This is a genomic window from Niallia taxi, assembly GCF_004005475.1.
GTDB classification, from domain to species: Bacteria; Bacillota; Bacilli; order Bacillales; family Cytobacillaceae; genus Niallia; species Niallia taxi.
Genome location: NZ_RZTZ01000002.1, coordinates 309798 through 331579, shown reverse-complemented (window position 1 = coordinate 331579; position 21782 = coordinate 309798). Strand labels below are relative to the sequence as shown.

The 21782-nt window shown below is 39.2% G+C and carries 21 protein-coding genes; 1 reads left to right on the top strand and 20 read right to left on the bottom strand.

Annotation, left to right across the window (positions count from 1 at the left end):
- Positions 1 to 280 precede the first annotated feature (280 nt).
- The 4 genes from EM808_RS06445 to EM808_RS06430 all read right to left on the bottom strand — a co-directional run bounded on the left by EM808_RS06445 (position 281) and on the right by EM808_RS06430 (position 3845).
- Entirely contained in the window at positions 281 to 1414 is a 1134-nt protein-coding gene (locus tag EM808_RS06445) for a bifunctional cystathionine gamma-lyase/homocysteine desulfhydrase (protein ID WP_127737366.1), read from the bottom strand.
- Positions 1415 to 2338 (bottom strand): PLP-dependent cysteine synthase family protein, encoded by a 924-nt coding sequence (locus EM808_RS06440; RefSeq protein WP_127737905.1) that lies wholly within the window; start codon positions 2336 to 2338, stop codon positions 1415 to 1417.
- A 156-nt stretch (positions 2339 to 2494) separates the two neighbouring features.
- Positions 2495 to 3190 carry a 5'-methylthioadenosine/S-adenosylhomocysteine nucleosidase gene (gene mtnN, locus EM808_RS06435; protein WP_127737365.1) on the bottom strand — a complete coding sequence of 232 codons (696 nt, stop codon included), beginning with the start codon at positions 3188 to 3190 and terminating at the stop codon, positions 2495 to 2497.
- Between the two features lie 16 nt (positions 3191 to 3206).
- The gene (locus EM808_RS06430) at positions 3207 to 3845 is read right to left on the bottom strand and encodes a class I SAM-dependent DNA methyltransferase (RefSeq protein ID WP_127737364.1); all 639 of its coding nucleotides are present in this window, start codon (positions 3843 to 3845) and stop codon (positions 3207 to 3209) included.
- A gap of 183 nt (positions 3846 to 4028) precedes the next feature.
- Here EM808_RS06430 and EM808_RS06425 point away from each other — a divergent pair, with 183 nt between their 5' ends.
- The gene (locus EM808_RS06425; protein ID WP_127737363.1) at positions 4029 to 4235 is read left to right on the top strand and encodes a DUF2536 family protein; all 207 of its coding nucleotides are present in this window, start codon (positions 4029 to 4031) and stop codon (positions 4233 to 4235) included.
- 56 nt (positions 4236 to 4291) lie between these two features.
- Here the strand turns inward: EM808_RS06425 and EM808_RS06420 are convergent, their stop codons facing one another.
- The 16 genes from EM808_RS06420 to EM808_RS06345 all read right to left on the bottom strand — a co-directional run bounded on the left by EM808_RS06420 (position 4292) and on the right by EM808_RS06345 (position 21717).
- A complete protein-coding gene (locus EM808_RS06420) occupies positions 4292 to 4933 on the bottom strand; it encodes a YrrS family protein (RefSeq protein WP_127737362.1) in 642 nt (213 codons plus the stop codon).
- Positions 4934 to 5065: 132 nt separating this feature from the next.
- On the bottom strand, positions 5066 to 6835 hold the full coding sequence (locus tag EM808_RS06415) for a peptidoglycan D,D-transpeptidase FtsI family protein (protein WP_127737361.1): 1770 nt from the start codon (positions 6833 to 6835) through the stop codon (positions 5066 to 5068).
- A gap of 64 nt (positions 6836 to 6899) precedes the next feature.
- Complete coding sequence (greA, locus tag EM808_RS06410) at positions 6900 to 7376, bottom strand: transcription elongation factor GreA (protein WP_127737360.1); 477 nt, start codon at positions 7374 to 7376, stop codon at positions 6900 to 6902.
- A gap of 299 nt (positions 7377 to 7675) precedes the next feature.
- A complete protein-coding gene (gene udk / locus EM808_RS06405) occupies positions 7676 to 8311 on the bottom strand; it encodes a uridine kinase (RefSeq protein WP_127737359.1) in 636 nt (211 codons plus the stop codon).
- Between the two features lie 3 nt (positions 8312 to 8314).
- Positions 8315 to 9583, bottom strand: a complete 1269-nt coding sequence (locus EM808_RS06400; RefSeq protein ID WP_127737358.1) for a peptidase U32 family protein — start codon at positions 9581 to 9583, stop codon at positions 8315 to 8317.
- A 21-nt stretch (positions 9584 to 9604) separates the two neighbouring features.
- Complete coding sequence (locus EM808_RS06395) at positions 9605 to 10534, bottom strand: peptidase U32 family protein (protein WP_127737357.1); 930 nt, start codon at positions 10532 to 10534, stop codon at positions 9605 to 9607.
- 3 nt (positions 10535 to 10537) lie between these two features.
- Positions 10538 to 11182 (bottom strand): O-methyltransferase, encoded by a 645-nt coding sequence (locus EM808_RS06390; RefSeq protein ID WP_285849495.1) that lies wholly within the window; start codon positions 11180 to 11182, stop codon positions 10538 to 10540.
- 238 nt (positions 11183 to 11420) lie between these two features.
- Positions 11421 to 12521, bottom strand: a complete 1101-nt coding sequence (mltG, locus tag EM808_RS06385; protein ID WP_127737904.1) for an endolytic transglycosylase MltG — start codon at positions 12519 to 12521, stop codon at positions 11421 to 11423.
- Between the two features lie 436 nt (positions 12522 to 12957).
- Complete coding sequence (locus EM808_RS06380) at positions 12958 to 13251, bottom strand: DUF1292 domain-containing protein (protein ID WP_127737355.1); 294 nt, start codon at positions 13249 to 13251, stop codon at positions 12958 to 12960.
- A 13-nt stretch (positions 13252 to 13264) separates the two neighbouring features.
- Positions 13265 to 13681 (bottom strand): Holliday junction resolvase RuvX, encoded by a 417-nt coding sequence (ruvX, locus tag EM808_RS06375; RefSeq protein ID WP_127737354.1) that lies wholly within the window; start codon positions 13679 to 13681, stop codon positions 13265 to 13267.
- Positions 13682 to 13686: 5 nt separating this feature from the next.
- Positions 13687 to 13953 (bottom strand): IreB family regulatory phosphoprotein, encoded by a 267-nt coding sequence (locus EM808_RS06370; protein ID WP_127737353.1) that lies wholly within the window; start codon positions 13951 to 13953, stop codon positions 13687 to 13689.
- Positions 13954 to 14023: 70 nt separating this feature from the next.
- The gene (gene alaS, locus EM808_RS06365) at positions 14024 to 16657 is read right to left on the bottom strand and encodes an alanine--tRNA ligase (RefSeq protein WP_127737352.1); all 2634 of its coding nucleotides are present in this window, start codon (positions 16655 to 16657) and stop codon (positions 14024 to 14026) included.
- A 360-nt stretch (positions 16658 to 17017) separates the two neighbouring features.
- A complete protein-coding gene (locus EM808_RS06360) occupies positions 17018 to 18097 on the bottom strand; it encodes an AI-2E family transporter (RefSeq protein WP_127737351.1) in 1080 nt (359 codons plus the stop codon).
- 99 nt (positions 18098 to 18196) lie between these two features.
- On the bottom strand, positions 18197 to 18385 hold the full coding sequence (locus EM808_RS06355; RefSeq protein ID WP_127737350.1) for a hypothetical protein: 189 nt from the start codon (positions 18383 to 18385) through the stop codon (positions 18197 to 18199).
- Between the two features lie 234 nt (positions 18386 to 18619).
- Complete coding sequence (gene recD2, locus EM808_RS06350; RefSeq protein ID WP_127737349.1) at positions 18620 to 21034, bottom strand: SF1B family DNA helicase RecD2; 2415 nt, start codon at positions 21032 to 21034, stop codon at positions 18620 to 18622.
- Between the two features lie 35 nt (positions 21035 to 21069).
- Complete coding sequence (locus EM808_RS06345; RefSeq protein WP_127737348.1) at positions 21070 to 21717, bottom strand: tetratricopeptide repeat protein; 648 nt, start codon at positions 21715 to 21717, stop codon at positions 21070 to 21072.
- Positions 21718 to 21782 lie beyond the last annotated feature (65 nt).

Below are 21782 nucleotides of genomic sequence, written 5' to 3'. Positions count from 1 at the left end.
CACTGCATAGACTCATACCCATTAAATAAAGAGGCTGGGACAAAACAAAAGATAAGCTTTCTAAACACGAATAATAGAATTACAATTAAATTTGAAAAATGAAGGTTGTGTCTAAATAGAATGTTGAGTTAAAGTTAGTTCGTTTCATTGCGCTGCACTAAAATTTCTAATTTTTTGTATTTAAACTATAAACAAAAACCGGACTATTCAATCAATAATTGATTAAGTAGTTCGGTCTTTACGCTGGTTTACATACTTATGTCCCAGCCTCTTAGCTAGTTTATCTTAAAGCCTGTTCCAAGTCCTCCAACAAATCCTCTATATCCTCAAGTCCAACGGAAATGCGGACAAGTCCATCGGTAATACCGAGCTCTGCTCTTCTTTCCTTCGGTATGGATGCATGTGTCATTTTTGCTGGAACAGATATTAAGCTTTCGACTGCGCCAAGGCTTTCTGCTAAAGTAAAATACTTCACTTGCTTGAGAAGCTTATCTGCATTTGCTTCACTGCCGACATCAAAACTGATCATGCCGCCGAATCCAAGTGCTTGTTTTTTACTGATTTCATGATTTGGATGTGATTCAAGCCCTGGATAATAAACCTTTGATACAGCTGGGTGCTTTTCTAAAAAAGCAACAATCTCTTTTGCGCTTTTTTCGTGCTCCTCCATTCTGATTCCTAATGTCTTAATTCCGCGAATCAACAACCAAGAATCTTGTGGTCCAAGCACTCCTCCTGTTGAGTTTTGGATAAAGTGCAGATCTTCGCCTAATTTTTCATTTGTTACGGCTACAAGCCCTGATACTACATCACTATGTCCGCCTAAATATTTTGTGGCACTATGCAGAACAATATCAGCTCCAAGTGTTAATGGAGTTTGCCAGTATGGTGTTGAGAACGTATTGTCCACAATCGTTAATAGGCCTAGTTCCTTCGCTGCAAAGGAAGCTGCTGAAATATCTGTGATTTTCAACAGCGGGTTTGTCGGCGTTTCAATATAAAGAGCAACTGTATTTTCTTGAACTGCTTCTTTTATATTGTCGATATTGCTTGTGTCTATAAAGGTTGCTTCGATTCCAAATTTATTTAGCACCTTTGTTATAACACGGAATGTTCCTCCGTATACATCATCTGTTATTAACAGGTGATCACCTTGTTTAAACAGCATGATAACAGCTGTAATGGCTGCCATTCCAGAGCTAAAGGCAAATCCTCTCGTTCCATGCTCTAAATCCTTTATAAGCTCTTCTAGCGCGTGACGAGTAGGGTTTCCTGTTCGGGAATATTCAAAGCCTTGATGATTTCCAATTCCATTCTGCTTATAAGTACTAACCTGATATATTGGGACGTTGACGGCACCTGTATGTGGGTCTCCTGGTATTCCTCCATGGATAAGTCTCGTTTTACGTTTCATTTATATTCCTCCTTCAAAGATCCTCTTGCTTATATACCGGTCGCTGCTGTCTGGAAACACAACAACAATATTTGTTCCTGGCGTAGCAGCCTTTGCCTCCAATAAGGCAGCATGCAAGGCTGCACCTGAGGAACTGCCCACTAGCAACCCTTCTTTTTTAGCCGCAGCCTTTACCTTTTGAAAGGCATCAGCATCACTTACTGTATGAATTGCATCAAAATACGAAGTGTCCATATAGGTAGGCAGAAATTCCATTCCAATGCCTTCTGTTTTATGTGACCCAGCAATTCCGCCATTCAGGATAGATCCTTCTGGCTCTACGATAACTGTTTTTATTGTGCTTTTTTTATCTTTTAAGTATCTGGCTGTTCCCATAAAGGTACCACCAGTGCCAGCACCAGCAACAAAGATATCTATATCTCCATCAAGCTGCTCCCAAATTTCCGGTCCTAGTGTTTTGTAATAAGTATCTGGATTTGCTGGATTTTCAAATTGACCTGGCAGGAACGAGCCTGGAATGCTTTTTTGCAGCTCTTTTGCCTTTGCAATCGCCCCAGCCATGCCCATATGCGTTGGCGTATGGATAATTTCCGCACCTAAAGCCTTCATAATTTGCTGTTTCTCGATGCTGAACTTTTCCGGCACACACACAATTACGTTTATATCTTGATTTAATGCAGCAAGAGCTAAACCTATTCCTGTGTTTCCTGCAGTTGGTTCAATGATTGTTCCACCTTTTGTCAGCTTTCCACTCTCAATGGCATCCTTGACTAATTCAAGCCCAAGTCTGTCTTTAATGCTTCCGCCCGGGTTATAAAACTCTAGCTTCGCAAATATACGAACATGATTCGGCAAAGGAAAATGGGTTATCTCAACCATTGGCGTATTGCCAATAAGTTGATGTACATTGTTGTAAACTCTCATCAATCATTTCCCTCCTTCTATATATCATTGCCTGTTTTGCACTTAATTTCGTTTGCAAAATATACCGATTGCTCTATTACTAATATTCCCATTCGAATAGTCAGATTTAATCGGTAAAAAAGGGGGGAAGTCTTTAACAAGTCTTCCCGCACCTGTTTACTTCATTTTCTTCACAATTCCAACTACTAAGTTTGCTGAATGCACTGCTGCCTTCTCCAAGTATTGATCAAAGGACAGATGCGACTCTTTGCCGGCAATATCAGACAAGGAACGGATAATCACAAATGGTATTTCATGCTTAAATGCAACCTGTGCTATTGCAGCTGCTTCCATTTCAACTGCTTGAAGCCCAGTAAATTTTGATTTAATAAAGTCAGCCCTCTCAGGATCGTTAATAAAGGAATCTCCTGTTGTGATAAGGCCTCTCACAACTGCATATTCGCCAACTTCCTTAGCACTTTCCTCGGCTATTTGAATTAAACTATTGTCTGCTGCAAAGCTTGCAGGCATTTGTGGCACTTGACCATATTCATAGCCGAAGATAGTTGCATCTACATCATGATGTCTCACTTCACTAGAGATTACAACATCTCCAACATTCAAATCAGGATTTAAACCACCTGCTGAACCTGTATTAATAAGATAATCCGGTTTATAAGCCTGCATTAGGATTGTTGTGCTCATTGCAGCATTGACCTTGCCGATGCCTGAACGAAGCAGAACTACTTCCTTGTCAGCCAAATTACCTTCAATAAACTGAAAACCAGCGATTGTCTGCTCCTTTTTATTTTCCATCTGTTCCCTTAGTATAGAAACTTCTTCTTCCATTGCTCCGATGATTGCTATTTTCAATGTATTTCCCTCTTTCTTACTGCAATTTTATTCCTTCCATGATCCAGACAAACTCATTTAAGCGAGTAAATGTGGCAGTGAAGCCATTTTCCTCTAACATCCCCTTAAGCTTCGGGATGGTGGAATAGTATTCACGTGCTAAGTCTGCTGCAAGGTTATGAAATCCGCTTTGTGAAGCGGCTGCTTTTGCTTTTTCATATTCTTCTTCGGAACGAAACATTGTATCCGCAAAAACTATTTTACCAGATGACGACAGTAAATTACTATAAAGAGTAATGGCTTCTGCCTTTTCTTTATCTGTTAAATGATGAAAAGCATACGTGCTGACAAAAACATCTGGTTTTTTCTCTACAGTAAAGGAAAGAAAGTCACCGTCCTTCACAACTGCTTTCCCTTTTAGCTTTTCATCCGCTAATTTCCGCATTGCCGGGGAAGGTTCTATACCTGTCACAGACAACCCTAGCTCTAACAGCTTTACAGTAAGATTACCTGTTCCTGGTCCAAATTCAACAACTTCGCCGAAGGCTTTATTTGCAACACTATCTAATATTTGGTCATAGCCGCGAAACACTTCTTTGTACTCGATATCTTTTGTTAAGCTGCTATCGTACGTGTCCGCCCATTTTTCAAAGATTTCAATGAATTCCTTTCCCATTTCTCATTCCCCTTCCATAGCAAACAATTCCCATAAACATACTATGATTTGGACAAGAGTCATGTTCATCATTTACTAAAGACTCCACTCTACTTTCTGGTAAATTGCATTTATCACCAGTCTCCTTGTTTTACACTATTTATGCTAAAATACATACAGAGATCCCTAGAAAGGAAGTAACCTATGAATTTTCAGCTTGATATTATACAAGACAAAGTAGAATTTTTTGAAGGAGAAAGCCTAAAAACGATTGAAAAAAGAATTTCTGAGCAAATCGAAATAAACAAAGGTATTTTGCTTTCCGTGCATTCTGTTAATCATCAGACAACACTTCAAGAAAACGGCAGACCGTACCACACAGTTATGGTGCATTTTAAAATAAAAAAATAAGAACAAAAGGATGGCGGCATATGAATAATCATATGCCGCTTCTATGCTTCTATTGATTAACGGATATTTAAATCTTTAATTTCTTCTACCTTTGTTGGCTTCCAGCCGCTGCCGTCTACCCATTCAATATATACCCGATATTTTTGGCTTTTATCTTTTGTGGATACAGTGCCAATCGATTTATTAGGATCGTGATTGTTGTTACCTAAAAACCAGACAGTCATATTACTTTCATCAATTCCTGTTCCATATGCCAATGCTTTAACCTGCTCATTCCAATCAACGCCTTCAGAGTAGGTAGCAGTATGTTCACCAGTTTGCGCTGTGCCAACAGACTCCCATGAAGAATTTTCGATTGTTTTAATAACGTTCGAATCACTGCCTCCATCTGTGATGACTTCATCCCCGTCTTTTTGCTCTGTAGAATCTTCCTCTGCGTCGTCCGTGTTAGAAGCTTTGTCATCGTCTGTTTGGGCAGCAGTATCCCCACTCGCAGCAGTCTCTTCCGTTTTAGCTGTGTTTGTGTTATTTTGCTTTTCTGCATTGTTGTCATCTTTTGTCTTGAAAATAGAATATGAGACAAAAACAATTAATGCTATGACAAGAATGATCAAGCCATTAAGAATAATATTCGTCTTTTTCCTCTTTGATCGATTTTCCGATCTGCTTCGAACATTATTATTAGTGTCTGTGCTCAAAACTGTTTCTCCTCCCTATATCCAAACATTTGTATTATGTTTCTTTATTATCGCCATTATTTTTTTCACCAATTAAGGCTGTACATATTCTATCATGACTTTTGCTGAGTGAAAAGGAAAATGGGTATTTTACTACTCCTGCTTGTTCTCATTATGATCATGCTCATATACCATTTTAACCATATCTGCAAACAGCGGATTGACTCCTCCTTCGTCAGCAAATACTTCAAGATTAACGGTAACAAGGGCATACTTCGGATTATCATACGGAAAATAACCTGCAAACCATTTATTGTGAAGCTGCTCTTTTCCTTTGTATATGCCTGTTTCTGCCGTTCCGGATTTCCCAGCCACTTCATAAGGCAGGTCTTGAAACCATCTGCCAGTGCCTTCTTTATTCTCGACAACTTCTCTTAAAAGCTTTTGAAGGCGCTCTGCTGTATATGGTTTAATCGTGTCTCCAGCCAGTTTTTTTTGATCAAATGTAAGCAATGTGCTGCCATTTTTATATTCTATTTCTGATGCAACTCTAACTGCCTGTTTTTCCCCGCCTCTGGCAATTGTCGCCATCATGTTCGCAACAGCGAGAGGGGTAACTCTCACTTCGTTTTGACCGATGCCTGTCAATGCAACATAATTTTTATCCTTTCTTGCCTCCTCTGACAAAAACACTCGACCCTTTTCCTCATCCTGTATTTGCTTAAAATCGCTCGAATGAAAAATAGATCCTTGCCAGCCAACAGAAGCCGTTAAAGAAAGCTTGTTGGCATAATCCTCTAGCATATGCTCATCCATGTTTTGCAGATCCTTTGCAATCGTCGCAAATGTATTATTACAGCTGACAGCAAAGCTATCTGTAAAGTTAAGCATGCCATGCTGATATACTGGATCAGGATCTCCATTTATCTTTTGACTGCAGTTGTAAACAGCATCATTATTATCCAATTTATTATCAATTGCCGCTGCAGCAACAACAGTCTTAAATACAGAGCCGACAATTTGCTGTTTTAGCATAAAGTTATTAATTCCTTCTGTTTCATAAGGACTGCTTGAGTTTATATTTGGACGTGATACCATGGCAGCGACAGTATTTGTCTCTATATCTAAAAGCACGAGTCCGCCCTTTTTAATTCCATGCTTGTCCGCCAATTGCTCTGCATTTTCTTGTAGCTCTTTATCTATGGTTGTTTTAATATTCACTGGATAAAAAGGATTTCCCGGCTCCACATATTTTACATTTACGCCGAATAAGGGACCGCCTGTTGCATCTACATGATAGACAAGCTTTGATTCTCCATCTGGAAGGAGAAATTCATCAAAGCTTTTTTCTAATCCAGTCAGACCCATTAATGTATCATAGGAAAGCTTTTTATCAGGATATCTGGCGGCAAGCTGTTCTTCATTTTGTCCTGTTATCCCTAAGAGCTGCTCTGCTAAATCGTTTTGGACCCTGTATTTTTTATTTACGGCAAACACACCAGGAATTTTAAGACTATTAATATTCGTCATTTGTTCGGAAGACAATTCAACAGGTTTGCTTCCCCCAAGCACAACCGGCTCTTTTGCCTCTGCAATTGTTTTCGTTAAAGTATATTCTGTTGTGCCAATAATATCCGCAATTTTTTTGCTATCCCATTCCATGTTTTTTAAGAACGGAAATAGAATCAGAACTGTTTTTGTTTGTTGTGTAAGCGACTCCCCATCTCTGTCTAAAAAACCGCCTCTGCCGTTATCCAATACCATTTCTTGTGATCGTTGCTTGACACTTGCTTCAACTAGGTTAATATTATGCTTTGTAAAATGCTCTGTTTCGATAAGCTGAATTTGAACTAGTCTTGCCAGAAGTACGGCAAGCATGCATATAAAAAACACTCCGATAAAAATTGCCCTGTTTCTCCACATAAATAAACACCTCATCAAAAGTGTTGACGAGGTGTTAGAATTTCAAACAATCTGTTTGAATTTGTTATTTAATTGTAACGATTTCTACGTTCATTTCTCCGCCTGGTGTTTGAACAACCACTTTATCGCCGACCTTTTTGCCAATAAGGCTTTTTGCAATCGGTGAATCATTGGAGATTTTTCCTTCAAACGGGTCTGCTTCAGCACTACCAACGATAGTGTAAGTTTCTTCGTCACCATCTGGAAGCTCGATGAAAGTAACAGAGCTGCCTAGTGAAACAGTGTCACGGTCAAGCTCATCCTCAGAAATGATTTTTGCATTGCGAATCATGTTTTCAAGCGTTGTGATACGCCCTTCCACAAAAGCTTGTTCTTCCTTCGCTGAATCATACTCTGAATTCTCTGATAAGTCTCCAAAGCTACGAGCTATTTTTATACGTTCCACTACTTCTTTACGTTTTACCGTCTTTAATTGTTCAAGTTCTTGTTCTAACTTCTCTTTACCAGCCAATGTCATTGGAAATTCTTTTTCGATAGCCAAAAATGTTCACTCCTTAAAGTATCCAGCACAATCTATATAAGTTGATTGTTGGTTTATGATATGTATTAAATATTGCAGATGGTAATCTTTAGCTTAATTACTAATAGGATGAGTTTAATACGTAATCCGAAAAAAAGAAAGCATTTTCTTTTAGAAAAAGAATAATTATTCCCTAAAATGAATTATTTTAGGGAAATAATTCTTTTAAAAATCCTATTACAAAAGGGTTTAAAAGGCTATATCCAAGTTTTTGAATACTAGCTGCTTTTTATTCTTTTTTTCCAGTTTATTCTTTGAATTTATAACAAAGACTTCTGTTCAAGGATTGTCTGTATTTTCGTTACCATTAAATCAATAGCAACATGATTTTGCCCGCCTTCAGGGATGATGATATCTGCATAGCGTTTTGTCGGTTCAATGAATTGATTATGCATTGGTCTGACAACATTAACATACTGATCAATAACAGAGTCCATTGTTCTGCCTCTGTCTTGAATATCTCTTACTAGTCTTCTAATAATGCGTAAATCAGCATCCGTATCAACGTACAGCTTCATATCCATTAAATTACGCAGTCTTTCATCCTCTAGGATCAAAATACCTTCGACAATAATAACATCTCTTGGTTCGACAACAATCGTCTCATCTGATCTAGTATGCATTGCATAATTATAGACAGGCTTTTCGATTTTTTCATATTGAAGCAATGTTTGAATATGTTTAATCAATAAGTCTGTATCAAATGCAAGCGGGTGGTCATAGTTTGTTGCTAGTCTTTCTTCGAATGGAAGATGTGATTGATCCTTATAATAATAATCCTGTTCTATCATCAGAATGGAATGTCCTTGAAAATGCTCAAATATAGCCTTGGTCACGCTTGTTTTTCCTGATCCGGAGCCACCTGCGACACCAATTACAACTGGTTTGCGCTGCATGCTTTAGAGCTCCTTTCTCATCATGTTATTTGGAAATACAGGGTGATCCACTTTAAATTTAACAATTTGCAGCGGATGGCGAGCTGCTTCAAGCACATTGCCTTTTTCATCCCATATTGTCTCAACAACTGTCGTAAAATTAGATATTTCTGGACCGAAGAACTCCACTTCCTGTCCTGGTTTAAAGAAGTTACGCTGCTGTAGCGTCACTATCTTTTCTTCCTTATCATAGTCAAGGACAAGACCGGCGAAATCAAAGCTTGTCTTTTTGCTATGATTACCAAACATTTGCTCTTTATACCCTGGCTGTCCTTCAAAGAAGGCTGGAGCTGTCTCTCTGTTTGCACATTTATCAAGTTCCTTCAACCATTCTGGGTCAATCACGAAATTATCTGGGTCTGCACAGTATGCATCAATTACTTTACGGTACACGCTGACAACAGTTGCCACGTAATGAATGGATTTCATACGTCCTTCAACCTTCAAGCTGTCAATGCCTATTTCAATCATGCGAGGAATCGATTCAATCAGCTTTAAATCTTTCGGACTCATCGCAAAAGGTGCGTCTTCTTCAGAGAATAGCGGGTTTTCTTGTTCGCCCTCAAGTCTGTATAAATCATAATCCCAGCGGCATGATTGGCAGCAGCCGCCTCTGTTGGAATCCCTTGCAGTCATATGGTTGCTTAATGTACATCTTCCAGAATAAGCGATACACATTGCGCCATGTATAAATGTCTCAATTTCAATATCAACTTTTTCTTTCATTTCCTGAATTTCCTCAGCACTGGTTTCACGGGCAAGAACAACTCGTTCTAAGCCTTCCTCTTTCCAATACTGTACTGCTTTCCAGTTTGAAAGAGATTGCTGTGTGCTTAAATGAACCTCTATTTCAGGTGCAACTCTGCGGCATGTTTCAATAATCAATGGATCAGCCACGATAATACCATGAATTCCTGCTTCCTTTAGACCAAGCAGGTAATCTTCAAGTCCATCGATATTTTCATTATGAGCAAAAATATTTGTTGTTACATAAATTTTTGCATTATAGCCCTTTGCAAATTCCACTCCCTCTTTCATTTCTTCAAAAGTGAAATTTCCAGCATTTGAGCGGAGTCCGTATTCCTGTCCCCCGATAAAAACCGCATCAGCCCCATAAGCAACAGCTATCTTCAGCTTTTCAAGATTACCTGCAGGCGCTAAAAGCTCCGGTTTTTTGACAATGATTCTTTTACCGTCTCGTATTTCAGAGATAGGTGTTTTCACTGCTGTCATCGTCTAAACTCCTCCTAATCGTTAATACACTGTTTCCTTAAAGAAAAATCCTGTGTCCAATTGTCTGTTTGCCGGCTGTATTTGTTCAATTTCTGCTAAAAGGCTGTCCTTCTCTTCCTCATATTGGTTTGGGTCATTTATATACATCATGATGGCACGATGATAAATGCTTGTCACCTTTTGAATATAAGCAGAGTCTTTTAAAATTCCATCAATCTTGAAGGAGTCAATTCCTGCATCCATTAATTCCTGAAGCTCATCCACGATACAAATATCATTAGGACTCATAATATGTGTTCCATTTTCGTCTTCAAAAATAGGATATTTGTTTTCTCTTTCTTTATCATGAAGGAAATAGTCTTTATCGCGCTGTCTATCAGCCATTTCTTCGTCTTTTCCTTGATGTTGGAAGTAATGTCCTAACAGAGTTCGTTTTGATTGGAACATCGTTGTCATTCCATGCACCTGCACTTCTATTTCAACTTCTGCATTTTCCTTTATTTCAATGACAGCATCCATGCTTAATTCCCTTGCTAGCACTGCACGCTTAGCGCCTTTTCTGCCCCAGTAATTACATGTATACCAGTTAGTTCCAGTAGTTTCCGTATTCCAATGCAATTTAATGTCAGGAGCAACTTCACGAGCCACCATTAGCAAAGCCGGGTCACCAAATATAATGGCGTCTGCCTTTACATCCTTTAAGAATGCAATATAGTCATAAAGCTCATCAATCTTGTCATTGTGAAAAACTCCGTTGATTGCCACATAAACCTTTTTATCCTTTGAGTGTGCAAGCTCAACCGCTTTTTTTAGATCATCGCGTTTAAATTCACCTGCTAAACGCAATCCAAATTTCTGTTCACCGACCACAAAGGCATCTGCTCCGCAATTGATCAGTGGGATAATGTCTTCAACTGTAATTGGTGTAACAAGCAATTCAGGTTTTTTCATCTTTTATCCCCTCTTTTTACTAATCGCTAACCCGTCACCAACAGGCATTATTGCTGTATGGTAATCTGGATGTTCCATTAGCCAAATATTAAATTCTTTTATCTTTCGGATAAGCTGTCTTAAATTCCGGCTCTCGATTTTCTCTTCGGCAACAAGCCCATGGAATAATATATTATCCGTAAATATTACACCGTTAGGAGAAAGCATTTTCGAATATATATCAAAGAATTTCCGATATTGGCTTTTGGCAGCGTCAATAAATAATACATCAAAAGGGCCATGCTCTCTCACTAAATGCTCTACTTCTAATGCATCACCTTTTATTAAGAAAACTTGTGAGCTCATGTTCATTGTTTCTACATTTTCTAATGCCTTATTGTGACGTTGCTCATCCCGCTCAACCGAAACTACCTTGCATTCAGGCAAAGCTTCAGCCATCCGCAGTGCAGAGTAGCCAATTGCTGTCCCGATTTCAAGGATTTTTTTCGGTTGGTGCATCCTTAGCAGCTGAAGTAATGTTTCTATTCCCACAAGCTCCATAATCGGCACATCATGCTCAACTGCATACTGTTCAATCTCTTTAAAGGCTTCACTTCTATCTGGAATTAAATTCTCGATATATTTCAGCACTTGCTCTTCATTCTGCAACAGAATTCACCTCTATTTACATTTGCCAGACGATAATTAATAGTTTTTTTGTTTACCTGTTTTTTCGGGGGAAAGTTCCCCCTCCACCTGAAAAATGTTAGCTTCTTTTATAAAGAACCTAACTTTTGTATATATGCCAAATTAGTTATTGCCATAATAAGTACCTGTTCAAAAACACTTGTACTATTTTAACATAAAATGCGGGGGAAAGCTAATTAATACTGCTTCCCCCACCACTTTATTTATTGGTAATATACTTAGCCTTTAAGGAATTATGTTCTTCTAAAGTACTAGAAAAATAAACAGTGCCATCACCAGCTGCTAAGAAATACAGATAATCCGTTTTCGCAGGATGAAGAGCAGCTTCCATTGACATGGTTCCAGCATTAGAAATCGGACCTGGTGTAAGTCCCTTATTCTTATAAGTGTTGTATGGTGAATCCACTTCTAAATCCTTATATGTGACTCTTTCCTTATGCTTACCTTGTGCGTACAGCACAGTCGGATCTGTTTGCAATGGCATATCTTCCTTGATGCGGTTATAAAATACGCTTGCAATCTTATCTCGATCTGCCTTCTCTGTTGCTTCTTCCTCAATAAGTGAGGACATCGTCAGAAATTGGTGTACGGTTAAATCTTCCCGTTCGATATCCTGTCTGTACTTATCAACAACACTTTGGGTTTTGTCGAGCATCACAGATACAATTTCTTCAAGGCTTGGAGATTCTTTATAAAAGGCATATGTCGCAGGGAAAAGATACCCTTCTAATGGATATTTAATATCCTTCGCCCATACCTCTGTCGTAAGAATTGTTGGGTACTTGTCCATCAATGACTGAATAAATTTCTCATCATTAAGACTTTTAAACACTTTATCTTTCGGTTGTTTTGTTTTGTCCGCTATGACGGCGGCAATTTCATCAAGCTGTCTGCCTTCAGGTATCGTCATCGTGAAAATTGGCTCTTGCATAATTTTACCTGTCTTTAAGCTGTCAATGATTTCTTGTATTGTCATGGAAGGATTCATATGATATTCTCCTGCCATGAATTCGGACTCATTTTTAAACTTCACATAATATTTAAACACCCTGGCATTTTTGACAAGTCCGTTGTCCTGTAACGTCTGAGCGATATACGTTACACTGGAGCCAATAGGTATATCGACAACAATTTCTTTTTTGCTGTCAGCATCGACAGGCTTCAAACTCGACTTAATGTAAAAATAGCTTGTAAGTGATACTGCAACTATTAAAACCGCCAGTACAAGGATGGTCATGCCGACAATTTTTCTTATTGTTTTTGCTTCATTTCGCCTTTCAGCGATTTTTTCAAAAAACATTTCCTTCTTATCTTTTCTATCATTATTCCCCTCTGTTGTTGACAATTATATTTCCCTCCTAAAATCCGGGTATGTATTATCTATCTACACCATATCTCGACTAATTATACTATATTCTAACAAAGAAAGTGCAAAAAATAGCGAAACGCGGCATTTTTGTTATCCAAGAATAGTGTATGGCAATAATACTCCGTGCATTACAGGAAGGATAAATTTGTAACAATGCAGCTTAGCTTAGCTGTGTAAGCAGATATGACTTAAATTTCAGTTCGTTTCAGTACACGCGTGTCCTTGTGCTTTCCGTAGGGAGGTATGGTGCCTCCGCTTTATTCCTCTAAGTTTTATACTAATTGTTTTTTAGCCAAAAACACCAATTACTCTATTTTTAAAGGGTAAAACAAAGGGGACAGCTATTCGCTGTCCCCTAACGTTTCTCTTATTCTTCTTCCTCTTCTTTAGCAAGGAAAGTGTTAAGCATTTCCTCTACTAAATCCCACTCTTCATCTGTTTCGATTGGTGAAAGCTCACCATCGCCAGTTTCTTCATTTGGAATGAAAGATGATGCATGAATATCGATTTCGTCATCTTCACTGTCATCTTCACCAATTGGGTAATAAAGGACATATGATTTACCGAATTCATCTGATTCAAATGTGAACAAAATTTCGCATAATTGTTCGTTTCCTTGCTCGTCTACTACTGTAATTGTATTTGTTTCTCCGTGTTCCATTATTTCCACCTCATCATTTCTGGCTATCCATATAGCCTTGTAATATCATAGATGCTGCCATCTTATCAATTACTTTTTTCCTTTTTTTTCTGCTTACATCTGCTTCAAGCAGCACTCTTTCAGCAGCCATCGTTGTCAGCCGCTCATCCCAAAACACAACTGGAAGACCGAATCTTTCCTCAAGAAGCTTACCATAATGCTGACTCGCTTCTCCGCGAAAGCCAATACTGCCATTCATGTTTTTTGGGAGGCCAACCACTATTTTACTTACATCATGCTCAACAATCAATACTCCTAAACGGTCTAATCCGAATTCTTCTTTCTCTTCGTCGATTTTTACCGTTTCAATGCCTTGGGCTGTCCAGCCCAAGGCATCACTAATGGCAACGCCTACCGTTTTTGAGCCTACATCCAAGCCCATTGTCCGCATTTTTGTTAATCCTCTCGTTGCTGTTTTAAATAGAATTTGACAAGCTCTTCTATGATCTCATCTCGCTCTAGTTTGCGCATAATATTTCGTGCATCCATATGGCGCGGTATATATGCAGGGTCTCCTGAAAGTAGATAGCCGACAATTTGGTTAATTGGGTTATAGCCTTTTTCTTGAAGAGCATCATACACTTGATTTAATACTTCTTTTACGTCATGTTCATATGGTTCTTCAGGAAAATTGAATCTCATTGTTTTGTCAAATGAGCTCATATACAACACCTCTATTTTCAGACAGATTCTGTTAATTGATACCTACATTTTACACTACTTGCCCATATTATCAAATGGATTTGATATATTCTTCAACATGATTTAATGCTTCTTGCAGTTTGGATGGGTCTTTACCGCCAGCTTGAGCCATATCTGGACGGCCACCACCGCCACCGCCACAGCGAGTTGCCACTTCTTTGATGATTTTACCAGCATGATAGCCTTTATCCATCAAGTCTTTTGTAACTGCTGCAATTAAGTTGACTTTATCATCATTTGCACTACCAAGAACAATGATGCCAGACTCTAGCTTTTGCTTCAAGTCATCTGCCATTGTGCGCAGATTGTTCATGTCAACACCTTTAATATTTGCTGTAAGTACGTTGATGCCATCAACATCCTTCACTTGGTCAACTAAATTGCCTGCTTCAATATTGCTTAGTTTCGCAGCAAGAGACTCGTTTTCACGCTGCAACTGTTTTAGTTCTGCTTGAATCGTATCAATTCTTGTTCCCACATCTTTTGGATTCGTTTTAAGCTTGCCTGCTGCATCTTTAAGAATATTAAGCTGCTCAGTCAGCTGCTGATATGCTGCTTGTCCTGTAACTGCTTCAATCCTTCTTGTGCCTGCACCAATACCAGCTTCTGTAACAATCTTAAATAGGCCGATTGTAGAAGTATTATCAACATGGATACCACCGCAAAGCTCAAGGCTGAAATCGCCCACTTGAACAACACGAACAATTTTCCCATACTTTTCGCCAAACAACGCCATTGCACCCATTGCTTTCGCTTCTTCGATATCTTTATAGTCGATTTGAACAGGAATGCTGTCCCAAATTTTTTCATTAACGATTTTTTCAATTTTCTCCAGCTCTTCTGCTGTAATTTGACCGAAATGTGAGAAGTCAAAACGTAAACGATCTGTCTGTACAAGAGAACCCGCTTGGTTAACATGCGTTCCAAGGACATCCTTCAGTGCTTGGTGAAGCAAATGTGTTGCCGTATGGTTTTTAATTATTTTCGAACGGTTGCTTCTGTCAACAGCAGCTTCCACTTGATCATTAACTGTTACCACACCTGATTGAACAACACCTCGATGCAGGTTTTGCCCGTTTGGCGCTTTTTGTACATCTTGAACTAGGATCACAACTGAATCTGATGAAACTGCTCCTGCATCTGCGATTTGACCGCCGCTTTCTGCATAAAAAGGTGTCTTGTCCAAAATAAACTGGATTTCCTGTCCTTCTTCTGCTTTGTCTACGATTTCACCATCAACTAAAAGCGCAGCAACTGTTGCTGTTGTAGACAATGATTGGTAGCCGACAAATTCACTTTCCACTTTTATTTCACCAAGAACACTTGATTGAACTTGCATGCTTCCAACATCTTGGCGTGCTTTGCGAGCTCTTTCACGCTGGCTTTCCATTTCCTTCTCAAAGCCCTCATGGTCAATTTTCATGCCTTGCTCTTCTGCATATTCCTCCGTTAATTCAACTGGGAAGCCATAAGTGTCATATAGGCGGAATACGTCTTCACCAGAAATAATTAGATTTCCTGACGCTTTTTCCTTTTCCATTACCTCACCAAGAATAGACAAGCCTTCGTTTAGCGTTTCATGGAAACGTTCTTCCTCACTCTTCATAACTTTTTGAATAAACTCTGATTTTTCCTTAACTGTTGGATAATAATCAAACATGATTTCTCCCACAACAGGAACAAGCTCAAACATAAACGGACGGTTAATGTTGATTTTTTTCGCGTAACGAACAGCTCTGCGCAGCAAACGTCTTAGAACATACCCTCTTCCTTCATTGGACGGTAATGCCCCGTCACCTACCGCAAATGCTACTGTACGAATATGGTCAGCGATTACTTTAAACGCTTCATCTGTATCCTTAGCAGCACCATATTTCACGTCAGCAATTTGTTCTGTTGCTGCAATAATTGGTGTGAACAGGTCTGTGTCAAAATTAGTAGGAACATTTTGCACAACAGAAGCCATACGCTCAAGTCCCATTCCTGTATCAATGTTTTTCTTCGGAAGCGGAGTGTATGTGCCGTCTGGATTGTGGTTGAATTCAGAGAATACAAGGTTCCATACTTCTAAGTAACGGTCATTTTCGCCGCCTGGATATAATTCAGGATCATTTAAATCATTGCCGTATTCTGGTCCGCGGTCATAGAAAATCTCTGTGTTTGGTCCACTTGGTCCTTCACCGATATCCCAGAAGTTCCCTTCAAGACGAATAATGCGGCTTTCTGGAATTCCAATTTTGTCACGCCATAATACGTAAGCCTCTTCATCCTCTGGGTGAACGGTAACAGATAGTTTCTCTTTATCAAAACCAATCCATTTTTCGTCCGTCAAAAACTCCCAAGCCCAGTCAATAGCTTCCTCTTTGAAATAATCTCCAATGGAGAAGTTACCTAGCATTTCAAAGAATGTTTGGTGTCTTGCTGTTTTTCCGACATTTTCAATATCGTTTGTACGAATTGATTTTTGTGCATTTGTGATTCTTGGATTTTCCGGAATAACACGACCGTCAAAATATTTCTTCAATGTTGCAACACCGCTGTTAATCCAAAGCAAAGATGGATCCTCATGGGGAACTAATGATGCACTTGGCTCAACATTATGGCCTTTTTCCTGGAAAAAATCGAGAAACTTTCTTCTGATTTCTGCTCCTGTTAATACTTTCATAATTAGGTTTTGCCTCCTTCTATGTATGACCTCTCATATATGGGAGAAGTAAGTTTTTCAGCATAAAAAAAACTCCCATCCCTGGACAGGGACGAAAGTATGCTCGTGGTACCACCCTGATTTATGGCAGCATAATGCCGCCATCTCTCAATATCCTTAACGCGGATGAACGGCAGGTATTAGCTGCATTCAAGAACTAGCTTTCAATTATCCTTCACTTGGATTCCTCTCAGCCATGGGAATTCCTCTCTGCAGCATTTGCTTAAAGTGGGCTATAATCTACTTGATTCTATCGTCATTTTACCAATATGTTCTTCTCTCGAATTATACTGATTTTTCGTTGCTATTGTCAACATGCATTCACTTCAAAGCGTCTAGTTTATTGCTTTTGCCAAAATGAACACGCAAATGAATAATTGCTACTTTCAAAATAGACAAAAGGGGAACAGCTATGACCATTCCGACTATTCCACCAATCTCTCCGCCAAGCAATAAAGCAAACATAATAAAAAGAGGATGCATATGCAGGCTTTTCCCAACAATGAAGGGCGATAGAACATTACCCTCTAAAAACTGGAGCACAACAATGATAATGATGACAATAAGGAGCATTTTGACAGACATTGTACTGGCAATAATCACTGCAGGAACGGCTCCAATGATTGGTCCAAAGTACGGGATAACATTTGTAATACCAATAACAATTCCTAACACAAGTGGATATTTCATGCCGAAGAAATAAAAGGAGATAGACGAAATACTGCCAATGATTAAGCAAACGAGCAGCTGTCCCCTTATGTAGCTTCCTAATGAAAGGTTCACATCCTTCAAAAACAGTACACTGCTTTCCCGCCATTTGCTTGGAGTCAATTGCCATGCTGCCTTTTTTACTGCTTCGAAATCCTTCAGCATATAAAAAGTAATGAATGGAATCAGCATGAAAATAACAAAGGAATTCACAAAGTTCATTGCACCCTTTAAAAGCTTTGTCAGCAACCCGTCCATTTTCACTTCAAACGATTCTATTCCATTATCTACTTTAGTCTGCATGTTATCTGGCCACGCTTCTGTTCTTTCCTGAATGAAGTCAACCCAGCTTCTATACTGATTGGCAAGCTCTGGAGCACTATCTGTCAACTCTCTCATTTGAATAATGAAAATCGGTATACACTTGTAAAGACCGTACCCGACACCTCCAAAAAAGAGGATGTATATTAACGCTACCGCAAGACCGCGGTGCAGGCCTTTTTCATGGATTTTTTCAACAACTGGATGAAGCAAATACGTAATAAATGCACCAAGAATAAAGGGGAGAACCACCTTCATTACGAGCTGCACAATCGGAGTCCAAATAGGAGATAATTTAAAGAATATAAACAATACGATAAATAGTAATAGTGTAAAAGCTAACCGATAATACCATTTGACCCTTATTTCCATACAAAACCCCTCCACCCATAATTTGTGTGAAAAGGTGATTATTTATACGAAACAGAGGAGGCGAAATTACGCCTCCTCTGTTCATACATTATTATTTTGTCAGCTATATCTGCGATTATCTTCCTCAAACAAATCATCTAAGGAGCTAAGGCTTCCATCCTCTTCCACCTGATGTGTATGAATGATACCTTTTACTAATGAAAGCTCAATAAAACAGCTCCAGCAATAATACTGGCTGATTCCAATTTTTCCGATATCTTTGCTTTGGCAATTAGGACAGATTAACATCTGAAAACACCTCAAAAATTTAAGTTTACGACATCATCACAAAACGAACGGAAGATAATGTCACTGGTGTTTCCATTCTGTCCAACTTACACAATAAATAAACATCATTTTATTAAGTTTTATAGGAGTCGGCTAATTTTTTACAAAAAAACAGATGTCATCCTTGGCCATTAAGGATGACATCTTTAGGTTATGCTACAAAAACAGAACAATGTATAACAAACTTTTCCTCTATTATTTCGTGTCTGTTTGCTCCATAAAATCATAAGGAGATATATTTTCCATGCCGATAAGCGGGTCAATTTCTGTAATTCGCTCACTGTAGAAAAGCGAAACCTCAGCATCTTCCTCACCTGTAGTTATATCCGCTGAAAAAATCTCTTTCAGTTTTTCCTGCAAGGAGGTCTGCCTGTTTAACTCATCATTGCGGCCAACGCCAATTTCCATCGCGTCCACTTCGCCAAGCAAAATCAAAAATTGTTTACTTCTTGTAATGCCTGTATAGATCAGATTTCTGCGCAGCATTCTATAGTAGCTTTTAACAATCGGCATTATTACAATCGGAAATTCGCTTCCTTGTGACTTATGAACAGAACAGCAGTAAGCATGGGTTATTTGGTTTAAATCCTGCCTTGTGTACGTTGCTTCAATTCCATCAAAGGAAACGATAACCATGTCCTGTTTTTCCGTATTTTCCTTCGCATAAAAAATCGAGACGATTTCTCCCATGTCCCCATTATAAACATTGTTTTCAGGCTGATTGACTAGCTGAAGCACTTTATCACCAATCCGGTATTTAACGTCTCCGAATTTCAGTTCCTTCCTTGTTCCGTCTGGATTCGGATTCAATATTTCCTGAAGAATCACATTGAGACGGTCAATTCCAGCAGGTCCTCTGTACATGGGAGCAAGAACTTGAATATCCATTGGCGCATAACCCTTATTCTTTGCATTAAGGACGACCTTTTCAATTGCTTGAGCTATTTGTCCTGAAGAACACTTAATAAAGGATCTGTCCTTTTGCTGCTGCATTAAATTAGCAGGAAGTCTGCCGGTTTTTATTTCATGAGCAAGTTCAATGATAGAGGAGCCTTCACTTTGTCTGTATATATCTGAAAGTCGAACGGTCGGAATGCAGGCTGATGCAAGCAAGTCCTTTAGAACTTGTCCCGGTCCTACGGACGGAAGCTGGTCTTCATCTCCAACAAGGATTACTTGTATATTAGAGGGCAATGCTTTAAACAGCTGAAAGGCGAGCCAAATGTCTACCATTGAGGTTTCATCAACAATGATTATCTTTCCATCAAGAGGATTTTCCTCATCCTTATCAAAGCCCCCACTGCCATTCCAGCCTAAAAGACGGTGAATCGTAACAGCAGGGAGACCTGTCGACTCTGCCATCCGTTTAGCAGCTCTTCCTGTCGGCGCCGCTAGGATGAATGGAAAAGGCTCCTCCTTTTTATACTCTTTCGGATCAAGACTGCAGCCATGCAGCTCACCGTAAAGCTCTACAATCCCTTTAATAACAGTTGTTTTCCCTGTCCCTGGTCCACCAGTCAGCATAAGCATTGGCGACATGAGAGCAGTCTGAATTGCTTCTCTTTGCGAGGGAGCATATTGAACGCCAAGCCTGTCCTCTAAATTTCCTAAAGCAAGCAAAAATTCAGATTCCGGAAATTGGTCTTCATATTCCTTTTGCTCCATAATCCTTTTGATATGGCGAACAACGCCTTTTTCCGAATAATAGAGTGATGGCAGGAAAATTTTCTTATCCTCGACAATGATTTTCTTTTCTTCCTCCAGCAAAACAATCTGATTGGCAATGGCGGAAAACTCAATCTGCTCTTGCTTATTTTCCTCCAAAAGATCCTTAACCCTGTTTAGCACATATTCTGCTTCTAGATAAACATGACCTTCCTGGCTGCTACCAAGCTCCAATACATATAAACAGCCTGCTTTAATTCTGTCAGGATGGCCCCCGACAAGCCCGATTTGTGACCCTAAATCATCTGCTCTGCCAAAACCAATCCCTTCCACATCCTCGACCAATTTATATGGATTAGACTGGATAATTTCCAGCGTATTGTCCTTATATGTCTGATAAATCTTCATGGAAAGCTGTGGCCCAAAGCCATATTGGTTTAATGAAATCATCGCTTGCTCCAGCCCTTGGTTTTGCATAAGCGTATCATAAAGTGCTTTTGCCTTGTCCGGAGGAAGTTTTGGAACAGAGTCTAACAGGGATGGTTCATTTAAGATTTTTGCAATGGCATTTTCTCCTAAAGACTCGACAATATTTTCTGCTGTTTTTTGGCCGATTCCTTTAAACAGCTCACTGGACAAATAAGTAATAACACCTTGTTTAGTCTGTGGCATCTCTTTACGAAAAGAGGAAACCTGGAACTGCAGTCCAAATCGAGGATGGTCTTTAAATTCACCAAAGAATGTGTATGTATCATTCTCATGCATCTTTGGCAAATACCCAGTGACAACCGCTTCCTTATCTTCATAATTATCATTTGTTTCATCCACCCTTATTCTAAGCACAGTATAAAGGTTTTCTTCATTATGAAATATTGTAACAAGATGACGTCCTTTCACGTATTTGCCTTGTTCTGCGAACAGATCCAGTGAATTTTGCTCTTCCAATTATTCTCCCCCCTTCCTTGAATTTTCGTAATTTTTTAGCCTCCGATGATTTGCTTACCCATTAGTGCAAGCTGGTGATCAGGCTGGATTTCTAAGGCTTTATTAAACATCTCCAAGGCCTTTTCTTCCTGTTCCTTAAACCCGTATGCAACACCGAGATTGTAATAGGCATCAGCATGCTCTGGGTCCAGCTCAATACAGCTTAAAAACTTTTCTGTCGCTTCGTCTAAATATTGACCTTGTGCAAGACATAAGCCAAGCTGGAACAAAGCCTCTGCATCTTCACCGTTCAATTCAACAGCACGCTGCAAAAATGGGATGGCAAGCACCGGTTTTTCCATCCCGATATAAACCATGCCAAGCATGAAATAATTATCGCTTGATTCAAGTCCTTTTGCTAATGCTTCCTCAAACATTGCTTTAGCTGACTCAAGCTCGTCTTGTTCAAAATAAACAGTTCCTGCACTATAGTAAGCAGCAGCCATTTCAGGATCTATTTCCATTGCTTTTTTGTAAAATGTTATCGCTCTATCTAAATCGCCTAATGCGGACAGCACATTGCCAAAATTCACATAGGATACAGCATTGCCCGGATCTTTCTCGATTTCTTCCATGAAGATTTTTGCTGCTTCTTCCCATTTACCCTCTTGCATATATTTAATACCTAATTGATTTGTCTCCACAATTAACACACTCCGTTTCTTCACTAAAAGTATAGCATATTTTGGCCCTATGGAAATCTTCCAAT